This is a genomic window from Pseudomonas sp. 21LCFQ02 (genome assembly GCF_024129895.2).
Taxonomy (GTDB): Bacteria; Pseudomonadota; Gammaproteobacteria; order Pseudomonadales; family Pseudomonadaceae; genus Aquipseudomonas.
On the sequence record NZ_CM178749.1, the window covers coordinates 5103159 to 5116550 of the forward strand.

Annotated in this window: 14 protein-coding genes and 1 pseudogene; 4 read left to right on the forward strand and 11 right to left on the reverse strand. The window is 62.2% G+C overall.

Annotated elements, in window-relative coordinates:
• The first annotated feature begins 8 nt into the window (after positions 1-8).
• Positions 9-518, forward strand: coding sequence for a flavin reductase family protein (locus NJC40_RS23050; RefSeq protein WP_045492255.1), 510 nt, complete (start codon positions 9-11; stop codon positions 516-518).
• Positions 519-701: 183 nt separating this feature from the next.
• Here the strand turns inward: NJC40_RS23050 and NJC40_RS23055 are convergent, their stop codons facing one another.
• Together NJC40_RS23055 and ptrR are read right to left on the reverse strand one after the other, a co-directional pair.
• The gene (locus NJC40_RS23055) at positions 702-1085 is read right to left on the reverse strand and encodes a VOC family protein (protein ID WP_253142487.1); all 384 of its coding nucleotides are present in this window, start codon (positions 1083-1085) and stop codon (positions 702-704) included.
• Between the two features lie 6 nt (positions 1086-1091).
• Positions 1092-1979, reverse strand: coding sequence for a putrescine utilization regulator PtrR (gene ptrR / locus NJC40_RS23060; RefSeq protein ID WP_253142455.1), 888 nt, complete (start codon positions 1977-1979; stop codon positions 1092-1094).
• 103 nt (positions 1980-2082) lie between these two features.
• On the opposite strand from ptrR, the gene NJC40_RS23065 reads away from it, so the two are divergent.
• Complete coding sequence (locus NJC40_RS23065) at positions 2083-3474, forward strand: aldehyde dehydrogenase family protein (protein WP_253142456.1); 1392 nt, start codon at positions 2083-2085, stop codon at positions 3472-3474.
• 30 nt (positions 3475-3504) lie between these two features.
• Here the strand turns inward: NJC40_RS23065 and NJC40_RS23070 are convergent.
• From NJC40_RS23070 to NJC40_RS23080, 3 genes and pseudogenes are all read right to left on the reverse strand, one after another.
• A pseudogene (locus tag NJC40_RS23070) lies at positions 3505-4253 on the reverse strand (RNA-guided endonuclease InsQ/TnpB family protein).
• A 54-nt stretch (positions 4254-4307) separates the two neighbouring features.
• Positions 4308-4460, reverse strand: a complete 153-nt coding sequence (locus NJC40_RS23075; RefSeq protein ID WP_253142459.1) for a hypothetical protein — start codon at positions 4458-4460, stop codon at positions 4308-4310.
• Between the two features lie 322 nt (positions 4461-4782).
• Positions 4783-5352, reverse strand: a complete 570-nt coding sequence (locus NJC40_RS23080) for a flavin reductase family protein (protein WP_045492266.1) — start codon at positions 5350-5352, stop codon at positions 4783-4785.
• Positions 5353-5463: 111 nt separating this feature from the next.
• Here NJC40_RS23080 and NJC40_RS23085 point away from each other — a divergent pair, with 111 nt between their 5' ends.
• Positions 5464-6069, forward strand: coding sequence for a nucleotidyltransferase family protein (locus NJC40_RS23085; protein WP_045492268.1), 606 nt, complete (start codon positions 5464-5466; stop codon positions 6067-6069).
• Here NJC40_RS23085 and NJC40_RS23090 read toward each other — a convergent pair.
• From NJC40_RS23090 to NJC40_RS23110, 5 genes are all read right to left on the reverse strand, one after another.
• On the reverse strand, positions 6042-7025 hold the full coding sequence (locus NJC40_RS23090) for an XdhC family protein (protein WP_253142460.1): 984 nt from the start codon (positions 7023-7025) through the stop codon (positions 6042-6044). The genes NJC40_RS23085 and NJC40_RS23090 overlap by 28 nt on opposite strands.
• Before the next feature lie 15 nt (positions 7026-7040).
• The gene (locus NJC40_RS23095; RefSeq protein ID WP_253142461.1) at positions 7041-9257 is read right to left on the reverse strand and encodes a xanthine dehydrogenase family protein molybdopterin-binding subunit; all 2217 of its coding nucleotides are present in this window, start codon (positions 9255-9257) and stop codon (positions 7041-7043) included.
• Positions 9254-10249: an FAD binding domain-containing protein gene (locus NJC40_RS23100; RefSeq protein WP_045492273.1), complete on the reverse strand. Its 996-nt coding sequence runs from the start codon at positions 10247-10249 to the stop codon at positions 9254-9256. The genes NJC40_RS23095 and NJC40_RS23100 overlap by 4 nt, the downstream gene beginning before the upstream one ends.
• The gene (locus NJC40_RS23105) at positions 10249-10920 is read right to left on the reverse strand and encodes a (2Fe-2S)-binding protein (RefSeq protein ID WP_045494919.1); all 672 of its coding nucleotides are present in this window, start codon (positions 10918-10920) and stop codon (positions 10249-10251) included. Before NJC40_RS23105 ends, NJC40_RS23100 begins: the two co-directional genes overlap by 1 nt.
• A 286-nt stretch (positions 10921-11206) precedes the next feature.
• A complete protein-coding gene (locus NJC40_RS23110) occupies positions 11207-12145 on the reverse strand; it encodes a DMT family transporter (RefSeq protein WP_253142462.1) in 939 nt (312 codons plus the stop codon).
• 138 nt (positions 12146-12283) lie between these two features.
• Between NJC40_RS23110 and NJC40_RS23115 the strand changes: the two genes are divergently transcribed.
• The gene (locus NJC40_RS23115; RefSeq protein ID WP_045492275.1) at positions 12284-12784 is read left to right on the forward strand and encodes an Lrp/AsnC family transcriptional regulator; all 501 of its coding nucleotides are present in this window, start codon (positions 12284-12286) and stop codon (positions 12782-12784) included.
• On the opposite strand, the gene NJC40_RS23120 is transcribed toward NJC40_RS23115, so the two are convergent.
• Positions 12777-13214: a YqaA family protein gene (locus NJC40_RS23120; protein ID WP_045492276.1), complete on the reverse strand. Its 438-nt coding sequence runs from the start codon at positions 13212-13214 to the stop codon at positions 12777-12779. The two genes, NJC40_RS23115 and NJC40_RS23120, sit on opposite strands and share 8 nt — an antisense overlap.
• Between the last annotated feature and the right edge of the window lie 178 nt (positions 13215-13392).

A 13392-nucleotide genomic window follows, 5' to 3' on the forward strand; every position in this document is an offset into this window, starting at 1 on the left:
AGTGAGTCATGACTGTACTTGTTGTCGAAAAACCCATCGCGCCCAGTGTCGACGCTGCCAGTTTCAAGCTGGCGATGCGTAACACCGCAGCGTCAGTGAATGTCATCACCTGCGGCAGTGACGAGGGGGATTTCGGGCTGACGGCCACCGCGTTCAGTTCGGTCACGGCCGACCCGCCAACGGTGCTGATTGCGGTCAATAGCGGCGCCAGCATTTATCCGCATCTACTCAAGCAGCGACGCTTTGCGGTGAATGTGTTGAGCGCCGATGCGCTGCAGGTGTCCAACGATTTTGCCGGTGGTCTGCCGCCTGAGGAGCGTTTTGCCCGACATGCGTGGACGCGCCTGAGCAGTGGCAACCCGGCGTTGGCGGCAAGCAGTGCCGGGTTTGATTGCGTGGTGACCGAGCTGAGTCAGGTGGGCTCGCATCTGGTGGTGCTCGGCCGGGTCGAGCATTGCTGGTACTCGGACCAGCAACCACTGCTCTATTCCAATGGCCGTTACGGGCGGTTTGTGTAGGCGCGAGCCTGGTCACGGACGGGCCGGCAGCATCAACACTTGCAGACCCGACCTAGATCCGCTGGGCGTCGGCTCGGCCGACGAATCCTGACACCACCCAGACAGCGGCATTTACCGCCGCTTCGCCAGCAAAGCTGCCTGCCACCAAGATCGGTGCTGTGCGCTTGAACCAACAAGGCGGCTTCAGCCGGACAAATACTCGGACACCTCGATCAGGTTCAGGTCCGGATCACGCACATACACCGAACGGATCGGGCCGGTGGCGCCAGTGCGCTGCACCGGGCCTTCGATGATGGGCCAGTTGTGCTGTTGCAGGTGCTTGATGAACTGCTCCAGCGGCACGGCGCTGATAAAGCACAGATCCAGCGCTCCTGATACTGGCAGATGGGCCTTGGGCTCGAATTCGCCGCCCTTCACATGCAGGTTGATTTTCTGATTGCCGAACCGAAAGGCTTTGCGACCCGCGCCGAAGACCTCCAGCTGCATCCCCATCACCCTCACATAGAAGTTTTCGCACGCGTGCGGGTCAGTGGTGGTCAGCACCAGATGGTCGAGGTGATCGATCAGCATGGGTCACTCCTTGGGGGTTGCGTTGAGGTTGTCGCTGCGCGCTTGCAGCAGCTCTATGAAGCTGGACAGGCTGCGCGATACCGTGCCTTTGCGCCATACCAGCCAGGTGTTGAGGTGACGAAACTGTTCGTTCAACGGCCAGACGCTGACCATCGCGCTGCCGGGCATGCTTTCGAGCATGCTGCGCGGCATCAGGGCCAGGCCGGCGCCGGCGCTGACGCAGGCGAGCTTGCCGTGGTAGGACTCCATTTCGAAGATTTTGCCCGGCACCGCCGAGTCATGGGCGAACCAGCTTTCGAAGTGGTGGCGGTAAGAGCAGTTGGAGCGAAAAGCGTAGATCTGCTCGCCGTTCACATCGCGGCCGCCATGGATCGGTGCGTGGTTGAGCGGCGCGATGACGACCATTTCTTCCTGAAACACCGGGATGCCTTCCAGCGCCGGGTGCAGGACCGGGCCATCGACAAAGGCCGCCGCCAGGTTACCGGCCAGCACGCCGTCGATCATGGTCCCGGAAGAGCCGGTGGACAATGCCAGTTCAACCTTGGGAAAAGCCTGGTTGTAGGCTGCCAGCAACGCCGGAATGCGCACCGCAGCGGTACTCTCCAGAGAGCCCAGCGCCAGCGGGCCGCGGGGTTCTTCACCGGCGACGGTCATCCGCGCCTCTTCGACCAGCTCCAGAATGCGCCCGGCGTAATCGAGCAGGTTCCAGCCGGCCGGTGACAGGCGCAGGCGTTGTTTCTCACGGATGAACAACTCAACGCCAAGATCTTCTTCGAGCTGCTTGATACGTGTGGTGAGGTTCGAGGGCACCCGGTGAATATGCTGCGCCGCAGCGCTGATGCTGCCGTGCTCGGCAACCGCCTTGAAGATTTCCAGCTGGACAAGATCCACAGCATTCTCCAAACGTGAATGGGTTCGTCATTATTATTCAGTTTTCAGGATCATAGCAGGGCATTAGTCTGGCATCACTTTCCAATAAGACCGGAGCCTGAAAATGACCAGCGTTTCCCATACGACCCACGCCATCTCGATCAACCCGAACGACGGTGAACAGATCGGCGCCTATCCCTATGAAACCGAAGCGGCACTGGACGCCGCACTGTCGCGGGCTGCGGCAGGTTTTAGCGTATGGAAACGCAAGTCGCTCGCCGAGCGCGTCGAGCTCGTCACCGTGCTGGCCAGTGTGCTGCGCGAACAGGCCATCGACATGGCCCGCATGGCCACCCAGGAAATGGGCAAGCCGGCCACCCAGGCGCGTGGCGAAATCGAAAAATGCGCGCAGTTGTGCGAATGGTACGCCGAGAATGGCCCAACCATGCTCGCCCCGGAACCGACCCAAGTGCCGGGCGGCAAGGCGCGTATCGAATACCGCCCGCTGGGTCCGGTGCTGGCGGTGATGCCATGGAACTTCCCGTACTGGCAGGTGCTGCGCGGCGCGGTGCCAACCTTGCTGGCCGGCAATACCTACGTGCTCAAGCACGCGCCGAACATCATGGGTTGTGCCTATCTGCTGCGCGATGCGTTGCAGCAGGCCGGTTTCCCGGACGGCGTGTTCGAGGTGATCAACGTCACCCCGGACGGCGTATCGAAAGCCATCGCCGATGACCGCATTGCCGCCGTGACCCTGACCGGCAGTGTGCGCGCCGGTATTGCCATCGGCTCGCAGGCCGGTGCCGCCCTGAAAAAATGCGTGCTGGAACTGGGCGGTTCCGACCCATTCATCGTGCTCAACGATGCCAACCTGGATGAAGCAGTAAAAGCGGCCGTGATCGGCCGCTACCAGAACACCGGCCAGGTCTGCGCAGCGGCCAAGCGGCTGATCGTCGAGCAGGGCGTGGTCGAGGAATTTACCCGGCGGTTTGTCGAGCAGACTCGCCAGCTGGTCGTCGGTGATCCATCACAAAACGCTACCTATATCGGCCCGATGGCGCGCTTCGACCTGCGCGACGAACTGGACGGCCAGGTGCAGGCGACCCTGAGCGAAGGCGCGACCCTGCTGCTTGGTGGCAGTAAAGCCGAAGGCGCGGGTAACTTCTATCTACCGACCGTGCTGGGCGATGTCACCGACCGGATGACTTCGTTCCGCCAGGAGCTGTTCGGCCCCGTTGCCTCGATCATTACCGCCCGGGATGCACAGCATGCCCTGGAGCTGGCCAACGACAGCGAGTTTGGCCTGACGGCAACGATTTACACCCAGGATGTGGCGCGGGCTGAACAACTGACCGAACAGCTGGAAACCGGTGGGGTGTTTATCAACGGCTACAGCGCTTCCGACCCACGGGTAACGTTTGGTGGGGTCAAGAAAAGCGGCTTTGGTCGCGAGCTGTCACACTTTGGCGTGCGTGAATTCTGCAATGCGCAGACGGTGTGGCTGGATCGTAATTGATCGGCAGGCAACTTTGACATCCTCCCCGCCCTAAAGGGCGGGGATTCCCACAATTGGACGCTCATGCCCGAGCGCGAGAATGTTCTTTGCGGCGTTGACGTCGCGGTCGTGGGTGGCACCGCACCCACAACAAGTCCATTCCCTTATTCCAAGCCCTGCGATACCTCTGGGCCTCGAGTCCGGCAATTGCTTGCAGCTCGAACAGGTTTGGGTGGTGTTTCTCTCGCTAACAACCTTGAAAACCGTGCCTGCGTGATCGCATTTGTATTCCAGCATGGTTTTCAATTGGCCCCAGCCGGCGTCCAGCACCGACTTGGCCATTCTGGTTTTCGCAAGTTTCAGTGAGTTCACATCGCCCACCACAATGACGCCACAACGCGCTACCAGCGCATTGCTGAACTTGTGCAGGGCATCCTTGCGGCGGTTCGCAACCTTGGCGTGAATAGCCCGCACCCGGCCTTCTTGCCGGCGCGCTGGGCCGTGCCCAGGGCTCTCTCCAGATCCCGGTAGAACCTGCCGCTTTCAAGGCGATCACCGTCGCTGCAGGTGGCCGTGGTTTTCAGTCCGAGGTCGATCCCCACTGCATCCTGGCCTGGCGATAACTGGCGATCGACCTCGACCACGACGTTGAAATACCAGCGTCCACGGCTGTCCTCGTTGAAGCTACCGGATCTGAATTTAAAGCCCGCCAGGCCGTAGCTGTCCCAGACCTTGAAGTGCTGTTTGTTGAAGACGACCTGGCCGTTTTTCCAGACAGCCGCGCCGACCTTGAAGGGCACCCAGCCCAGGCTGCGCCGAGCGCCGCCCGAGCAGCGCCAGCGTAGCTGGCGCTTTTAGAACTGCTTGCGCCGTGTGACATATTCGTCGGCAACAGCCTGCACCGATTGGCTGTGCAGGCTCAGGTCTTTGCCGGCCCCGTTGGTGTACTTGTGAATGTCGAACGCCGACAGAAAACGACCACGCTCACGAATCGTGCGACTGCTCAAGTCGCTTTCATTTCAGTCATGAAACACAGAATAGGGGCGGTTTTATGGATCTTAACCCTTATGACCGCTTCGCGGTGGCGCTTTCATGCCCCACCTGAAGGAAGGGGCTTTTCGCACCAGTTTGGTAAGGACACCCCGTAGGAGCAGCTTTAGCTGCGAAGCCTTTCGCAGCTAAAGCTGCTCCTACGGAGGTTGCGTGTTTGCTGCGCGACAGCGCGGTGCCATGGCAGCGGGTGATCTCCCACCGAAGCCGAGCCAAACCTGCTAATCGCTTAACTGATCGGCATTGTTTCTACTGCCCCTTTCGCAGGCCAGCGGGTTGCTAAGCCACCACCGACTCGCCAATGGCGTAATACTGCCCACCCGCAATGTAATGCAGGCTGCGCCATTCGGGGCCAGCCTCGGCGAATTGCCAATGCCCGTTGCGGAACACCCGATCGTCCGCCCAGGCGCCCACCACCTCACCAATGAACAGGTCGTAGGCTTGCTGGTTATGTGGCTCGTCGATCACCTTGCAGATCAGCCACGCCGAACAGCCCACCACCAGAGGCGTTTTGAAGCCGTCCACGTGCATCAATTGCACGCCACATTTTTCCAGTTTGTCCGGGTCGTCGTTCAGGCTGTGGGTGCCCACCGCCTGGGTCAATTGCAACTGGGCAACATTGGGCACTTGCAGGGCAAAGTAGCCACTGCCCTCGACCAGAGCACGGGTGCGGGCGATCTTGTCGATGACCACAGTGACTTTGGAGGGCGAAAAATCCAGGCCACAGGCCCAGGCGGCGGCCATGACGTTGTCGGTGCCGCCGTGGCTGGCCGAGACCAGGATGGTCGGGCCGTGGTTGACCAGGCGGTAGGCTTTGTCCAGTTCAACGGGAAGCATATGCGGATTCATGGGCGCTCTCTTGCTGATAAAGGTGGTGCCGGCGAAGATGGTCGCCTTACACAAGGCTGCAAAGATGCCACACTTGCGGCTGGTAATGCTCAAACAAGGACTCAGCGCTTGATGTCTCCATCCCCTTCCCCTCTGGTGGCCGCGCTGATTCTGGCGGCGGGCAGCAGCCGACGTTTTGGCAGTGACAAGCGCCAGGCATTGATTGCCGACGGCCGCCGTGTGCTGCAAAGCAGTTGCACCAATGCCTGCCAGGCGTTTGCCGATGTGCGCGTGGTGCTGCGCGAGCAAGACGATGCCGCCGCGCTGGGCCTGGACCCCCAAGTGCGTGTGGTGCGCAGCCCGCAGGCAGATCTGGGTATGGGCCATAGCCTGGCCAGTGGCGTATCAGCGCTAACCGACGCGCCTGCCGAGGCGGTGGCCATCCTGCTGGCAGACATGCCCTGGCTGAACCCGGCAACCTTAGTGGCGTTGGCGGCGCTGGCAGGTCCGCAGCGCATCATCGTGCCGATGCACGAAGGTCAGCAGGGCCATCCGGTGATCATTGGCCGACACTTCTGGCCGCAGTTGCAGCAGTTGCGTGGCGACCGAGGCGCCAAGGCACTGCTCGCCGCGCACAGCGAGTACTGCGTGAGGGTCGAGACGGCCGACCGGGGCATCCTGCTCGACGCCGATACCCCGGCCGCGCTGGCTCAGGTGCTGCGCGACCAGACCTGTTGAGCGTGCATGCCATTGGCGCTGGCAAGGATATCCGCCATCACCGCCAGGGCAATTTCCGCCGGGGTCTTGCTGCCCAGATTCAAGCCGATCGGCGCATGAATGCGTGCCAACGCCCGGGCGTCCAGCCCGCCGATGCGCTGGAGGCGCTCCATGCGCTTGTGACTGGTCTGCCGCGAACCCATGGCACCGATGTAGAACGCCTCGCTGCGCACCGCCTCCATGAGTGTCAGGTCATCCAGGCGTGGATCGTGGGTCAAGGCGACTACGGCGGTCGCCGCATGACAACCGCCCTGCTCGATGTACAGCGCTGGCAGCACCGGACACACCTCGACGCCCGGCACGCAAAACCCGGCCAGCAGTTCGGTGCGCGGTTCACAGAGAATCACCTCGTAGCCCAGCGCCAGAGCGAAGCTGGCACAGAACTCGGCCACCGGTGACAAGCCGGCCAGCAGCAGCCGGTGTACCGCGCCGATGCGGATTGAAACCTGCTCCGCACTGACCGCCACCCGTGGATGACTCAGGCTGCCGGGCGATACCGCTGGCAATTGCCCGTTCAGGCTGACCTCGCGAATCAACCACGGGCCGGCGCTCAGGGCGCGCTCCACGCTGGCCAGATGCCGATCGACCTCGGCACGCGGTGACAGGTACTCCACCAGCACGTCCAGTACACCGCCACACGGCAGCACCAGATTGGGCGCAAACCCGCCTTCGCCATAGCGCACCCGCTGATTGCGATGCGGTAATGTGCCGTCGGCCAGACGCTGCAAAAAGTCCTCTTCGATGCAGCCGCCGGATAATGAACCGCGATGCTCACCGCCAGCCAGCGCAACCAGCATCGCCCCCGGCCCGCGCGGTGCCGAGCCATAAGTGGACAGCACCGTACACAACCACACCGGCCGGCCTTGGGCCAGCCAGTCGCGGGCCTGCTGTATGACCTGCAAATCAAGCTGTTGCATGACACTCCCCTGGGCTCAGACCCCGGCCATCAGCTTTTCCTTGGTGATCGGCAGGCTGCGGATACGCTGCCCGGTGGCGTGGTACACGGCATTGGCGACTGCTGCGGCCAGACCGGTGATGCCAATCTCGCCGATGCCCCTGGCGCCGAATTCGTTGAGGTTCAGATCCGGATAATCGAGCAGAATCACCTCGATTTCGGGCTGATCGGCGTGCACCGGCACCAAGTATTCAGCGTAGTTGTCATTGACCGGCAAGCCTGTGCGCGGGTCGTGCTCGGTGGCCTCGAACAGGGCCATGCCGACCGCCATCACGATGGCGCCTTCGACCTGGTTGCGCGCTGCCAGCGGGTTGACTACCTTGCCGACATCGATGGCACTGACCACCCTGGCCACTCGCAGCCGCGAGATGCCCGGGTCCCAGCGCACCTCGACAAAATGCGCACCGAACGAGCGAAACGAGTATTTCTGTTCTTTGCCCTGCTCGCTGTGATACGTGCCTTCGGCGCGGGCCAGACGTTGCTGAGCCAGTACGTCGGCAAAGCTGACCTGCCGCTCGCCCTTGACCAACCGACCGTCACGGACCTGCAGGGTGTGGGGCTTTTCACCGGCAAAAAAACCGCTCTCGGCAGTGGCGTAGCTGCGCAGTTTATCAAGCGCCTCGCGGGTTGCACCGGCCAGCGCCGGCATGATGCTGGCGGTGACCCAACTGCCGCCAGACACCGGGCCTGGACTGAACGACGAATTGCCCAATTGCACCTCGATGCGCTCGACCGGCAGCCCGGTGAGTTCGCTGACCGTCTGGGCGACGATGGTGTAGGTGCCAGTGCCGATGTCCTGCACCCCGCATTGCACCAGCGCAGTACCGTTGGCGCGCAGGCTGACCCGGGCTTCGGTCGGGACCTGAAACGCCTCCCAGTTGCAGGCGCCCATGCCGTAGCCAATGATCTCGTCGCCATCACGCATCGAGCCGACCTGAGCATTGCGCTGCTTCCAGCCGAAACGCTCGGCGGCCTTGTCGATGGCTTCGGGCAGGTGATTACTTGACCACGGCAAATCAGTGCTCTCATCCTTGCTGGCCAGGTTGAGCTGGCGAAATGCCAATGGGTCAAGGCCGGCAGCCAGGGCCATTTCATCGATAGCCGACTCCAGGGCGAACAATCCTGGCGCGGCGCCGGGCGCGCGCATGGACGTCGGGGTGCCGCGATTGACCGCACTGGTGTGGTGAGTGACCAGCACGTTGGCGCAGCTGTACAGGCTCTTGGTCACGCTGCCGCAGGTTTCGATGTAGGTGTCCAGGGTCGAGGTGCTATTGAACGACTCGTGACGCAGCGATACCAGCCGACCCTTGTCGTCAGTCGCCAGGCGCAGGCGCTGGCGGGTCTCGGGACGATGGCCCACGGTGCTGAACATCTGCGCACGGGGCAGCATCAGTTGCACCGGGCGGCCGGTCAGCCTGGCCGCTGCACAGGCAGCAATGGAGTGCGGCCAGGGCCAGAGCTTGCCGCCAAACCCGGAGCCAATGAACGGCGCCCGGACTTCGACCTGTTCCGGTGCCAGATCAAACACATTGGCCAGCAGGTTGCGATGGTTCACGACCCCCTGAGTGCTCTCTTCCACGTACAGCCGACCGTCCTGCCAGTGGGCGGTGGTGGCGTGCATTTCCATTGGGTTGTGGGTTTCCACCGGCGTGGTATAGGTCGCGTCGATGCGCTGCGCGGCCGACTGATAGGCCGGCTCTGGCGTACCCCGCTCGTGACTGCCGCTGGCGGGTTTGAAGCCGTTGATGCGCAGCCCCTCTTCCAGGCTCCGCACCGGGTCCTGGGCCGCGTAGCGAACCGTGACGCGCTGGGCCGCTGCCCGCGCCTGCGCGAACGTCTGCGCGACCACCAGCGCGACGAATTGGCCGGGGTAGTAAACCTGGTCATCTTCGAACGGCAGCCGGTGTTCGTCGGTCTTGCTGGCCTGCAGCAACTTGTCAAAGCTCATGGCCTCATCAGGTGTACGGTGCATGTCCGGGCGATGGCCGTGATGCAGGATATCCACCACACCCGGCATGGCGCGGGCGCTGGCATCATCGATTGCCAGAATCTTGCCACTGGCGATGGTGCTGAATACCCCGTAGGCGTAAAGCAGGCCTTGCTGCGGATAATCGGCCGCATAGCGCGCCTCACCGCTGACCTTGAGGCGGCCATCAACACGCTTGTGGGCCTTGCCAATCACGTTCTGGTTCATGCCAGCTCCTGGGCCGTGAGATCACGGAGGTTACGGGTGATGACCTGTTGGCCGAGAGGAATCTTGAACGCGTTGTGGGAATAGCCACGGGCGTCCTTCATCGCCAACTGCGCGACCTGGCCATACAGCGCCAGCGATACAGGCTGGCCAATCAGTGCCCGCTCGGCTTCGCTGGCGCGCCATGGCTTGCTGGCCACGCCGCCCAGGGCAATGCGCGCGTCGGTGATGCGCTCGCCATCGAGCACCAGCACCACAGCGCTGGAGGCCAGAGCGAACTGGTAAGAGGTTCGATCACGCAGCTTCAGGTAGGCCGAACGACTACCCGGCAACGGCGCATCAAGGGTCAGGTGAGTGATCAACTCGTGAGCTTGCAGAGCATGCTCCTTCCATGGCGTGCTGCCTGGCAGCAGATGAAAGTCGGCAAACGCAATGTCGCGGCTGCCTTGCGCGCTTTGCACCGTCACCTGAGCACCCAGTGCGGCGATGGCTACGCACATGTCCGAGGGGTGCGCGGCAATACACTGGTCACTGGTGCCCAGTACCGCGTGAACACTGCGGTTCAGGCCGTCAACGGCTGCGCAACCGGAGCCCGGCTCACGCTTGTTGCACGGTGACAGGCCGTCACGAAAGTAATTGCAGCGCACCCGCTGCATCAGGTTGCCGGCGGTGGTCGCCTTGTTGCGCAGCGCAGTACTGGCGCCCTGCAGAATCGCCTGGGCCAGTACCGGATAGCGCTCACGGACCAAGGGGTGATTGGCCAGCTCGGTATTGCTGACCAGCGCGCCGACCCGCAGACGGCCGTCGGACAGCGGCTCGACCTTGCGCAGGTCAAGCCGATTGATGTCCACCAGATGCTCGGCCTGCATCACATCAAGCTTGACCAGATCCAGCAAGGTGGTGCCGCCAGCCAGGTAGAACCGCTGACCGTCGCCGCTGGCCTGGCCGACCGCCTGGGCCGGCGATGAAGCTCGCAGATAGTCGAAGGTACGCATCAGGCCGACCTCCCCATCTTGCCCCGCGCCGACTGCACGGCCGCAAGGATGTTCTTGTAGGCCCCGCAGCGGCAGATATTGCCGCTCATGGCCTCGCGCACGCTGGCGTCATCGCTGCCGATATTCGGGTCATTGAGGATAGCGACGGCGCTCATGATCTGCCCCGAGGTGCAGTAACCGCATTGGTAGGCGTCGTGCTCCCAGAACGCTTGCTGCACCGGGTGCAGTTTGCCGTCCTGAGCCAGGCCTTCGATGGTGGTGATTTCATCACCGTCATGCTGCACGGCAATGGACAGGCACGAGTTGATCGCCACGCCATTGACCAGCAAGGTGCAGGCTCCGCACTGACCGTGATCACAGCCTTTCTTGGTGCCGGTCAGTTGCAGGCGGTCACGCAGCACATCGAGCAGGATCGCGTTGGCCGGCACGTTGAGCCGGTGGCTCTGGCCGTTGACCTTGAGTTCGATGCTTTGCTCCCCGGCGGCCGGCCCGGCGGCAGGTGGCTGGCTGACAGCCGGTGCTGATTGAGCCATACCGTCAGGAACCCAGGTTGCAACGGTGGCGGCGGCGATGCCGGAAGCGCCAGCCTTGAGAAAATTGCGCCGTGAGGCATGTAATGCGGGGCTGTCCTGCCCGGCCGCGGCCGGGCCTGGCGTGTTGGATTTTTTCATCAGGTTCACCATTGAGTGGTGCGCTCACGAAGGCGCTAACAGTCAGGTCGGGCGGTGGTTCATTGCCACACGCCTCGGTCCCGACCGGTCCAATCAGGTGACCCTGCCCGGATGAATAGATTCAGCTTGATTATGCGTTGAGCGGATCAGTTGCACGCCGCGCCCCCGCCTCGCCCCTGATTACCGGGCAGCACAGGCGGTGGGATAAACCTTACACCCCCAGCGCCAGGGGTGGTATTAAGCGATTGATCTGTCGTCTTGCTGTGGCTGTGGCTGGCGCCTGAGCTCAGTCGCCGCTGCGCTTGCAGGTCACGATCACGATGCCGCCGAGAATCGCCATTACCCCCCCAATCAGCGGCAGGGTCAGTTGCTCGCCCATGAATAGCACCGACATCAATAGCCCCACCACCGGCACGCCGAGCATCGCGGTCGACATGCTGGTGCTCGACAGCCACATGCTCGCCGCATTGACCGCGCAGAAGCAGAACGCGGTCGCCAATGGCCCCATGAACAACAGGATCTGCCACAGCGCCATGGAGCCATCACCGGTGAACGGCCCTTCCACCACGTGCGCCAGCACCAGCAACGGTACGGTGGCGGTGAGCATCTGCCAGGGCGCCAGTTGATAGGCGCTGGTGCCTGTGGACGCATGACGCAGATGCAATATGCAAAGCGCCCAACAGATCGATGCCGCGATCAGCATCAGGTTGGCTTTGAGCAGGGTGGTATTACCCCAGTCGAGGGTCAGCGGGTTGAACAGCACAGCCACGCCAATGCCGCCGAACAGCGTGCCGATCAGTTGCCGACGCGACAGCCGCTCGCCGAGGAAGGTCACCGCAATCGGCGTCACCCACAGCGGGGTGGTGTAGGCCAGCACCGCCGAGCGGCCGGCCGGCACTTCGGTCATGGCCATGGCACCAAGCACGGTAAAGGTCAGCATCTGCAGCAGGCCGACACTGAGAATCAGTGGCAGGTCGCGACGGCCCGGCACGCGCAGGCTACACGTGGCCAGTTGCAGGGCAAACAGGCAGGCGGCACCGGCGGCGAAGCGCACGGCGGAGAACCACACCGGGGTGATGTGCTGCAAACCGGCCTTCATCACTGGCCAGTTGGCGCCCCAGATCAGGATCGCCAGTACCAGTAACAACACGCCCTTGGCCTGGGGCGAAGCCAACAGACCATGGCTTGCGGGCAAGTGGGTGGCGGGTTTGCTGGTATTGATCATGATGGCTCCGGCGGCAGTGGCTGTGCAGGAGAAATGTTAATAAAGGTGCAAGAGAGATTCTTTGCGCTTTTATCTACCCAGCAAGCCGTTTGCAGAACTAAACTCTGCTAATCAATCCTTTTAAAGAGGTTTATTCTCTTGAAGAAGCTCGACCGTACCGATATCAGCATTCTCGACAGCCTGCAGCGCGACGCCAGCATCACCAATGCGGACCTGGGCCGCGCAGTCAATCTGTCGCCGACGCCCTGCTTCAATCGGGTCAGAGCCATGCAGGAGGCCGGGCTGATCAAGGGTCAGGTCACCCTGCTCGACCCCAAGGTGCTGGGCCTGGACCTGAACGTATTCATTCATGTGAGCCTGGAGAAGCAGGACGAAGGCGCGTTGCAGCGCTTCGAGGCGGCGGTGGCCGGGCGACCTGAAGTGATGGAGTGCTACCTGATGACCGGTGACGCCGATTATCTGCTGCGCATTCTGGTGCCCAATATCCATGAGCTGGAGCGCTTCATTCTTGAGCACCTGACCAAAGTGCCGGGGGTGGCCAATATTCGCTCCAGTTTTGCCCTCAAGCAGGTGTTGTACAAGACCGCCCTGCCCTTGCCGCCAGACGGGCTGGCGTTGGCGGCCAATCGCGTCAGATAAAGCCCAGGGTCAGCCACACCACCACCAGATAGCGCAAGCCCTTGGCCAGGCTGACGATCAAGCTAAAACGCCACAGCGGCTCGCCCATGACCCCGGCGACCACGGTCAGGGCGTCGCCGATCACCGGCACCCAACTGAGCAGCAGCGACCAGTAACCGTAGCGCTGGTAATGACCACGAGCCTGTTGCAGGCGTTTTTCGCTGACCGGGAACCAGCGTTTGTGGCGCAACCGTTCGACCGAGCGGCCGATCAGCCAATTGCTGATCGAACCCAGCACATTGCCGGTGGTGGCGGCCAGCAATAGCAACCAGGTCAGGTAGTGGCCAGAGATCAGCATCGCGACCAGCACGGCTTCGGACTGCATGGGCAACAGCGTGGCGGCGCCGAAGGCGGCGAAGAACAGCCCGAGGTAGCTGGAGAGTTCGAACATGAAGGAAGGGTCGAGGCGATAAAGGCACGCATAGTAGCGTGAGATTTATCGCCGGTTGCATAAAGGTGTTGCTGAATAATGCCATTAGTCATTTTGACCAAAAGAGTCATCCTGACTACAAAAATACAAGAGTCGAAATGACACAAGAGCGCGTAAACCCTTGAATTAAAAGGCCTGA

Coding starts and splice junctions, on each gene's coding strand:
- NJC40_RS23105 (WP_045494919.1), bottom strand. CDS start 10,920: ATGAAAAAATCCAACACGCCAGGCCCGGCCGCGGCCGGGCAGGACAGC.
- NJC40_RS23085 (WP_045492268.1), top strand. CDS start 5,464: ATGTCTCCATCCCCTTCCCCTCTGGTGGCCGCGCTGATTCTGGCGGCG.
- NJC40_RS23110 (WP_253142462.1), bottom strand. CDS start 12,145: ATGATCAATACCAGCAAACCCGCCACCCACTTGCCCGCAAGCCATGGT.
- NJC40_RS23065 (WP_253142456.1), top strand. CDS start 2,083: ATGACCAGCGTTTCCCATACGACCCACGCCATCTCGATCAACCCGAAC.
- NJC40_RS23095 (WP_253142461.1), bottom strand. CDS start 9,257: ATGAACCAGAACGTGATTGGCAAGGCCCACAAGCGTGTTGATGGCCGC.
- NJC40_RS23090 (WP_253142460.1), bottom strand. CDS start 7,025: ATGCAACAGCTTGATTTGCAGGTCATACAGCAGGCCCGCGACTGGCTG.
- NJC40_RS23080 (WP_045492266.1), bottom strand. CDS start 5,352: ATGAATCCGCATATGCTTCCCGTTGAACTGGACAAAGCCTACCGCCTG.
- NJC40_RS23100 (WP_045492273.1), bottom strand. CDS start 10,249: ATGCGTACCTTCGACTATCTGCGAGCTTCATCGCCGGCCCAGGCGGTC.
- NJC40_RS23120 (WP_045492276.1), bottom strand. CDS start 13,214: ATGTTCGAACTCTCCAGCTACCTCGGGCTGTTCTTCGCCGCCTTCGGC.
- NJC40_RS23050 (WP_045492255.1), top strand. CDS start 9: ATGACTGTACTTGTTGTCGAAAAACCCATCGCGCCCAGTGTCGACGCT.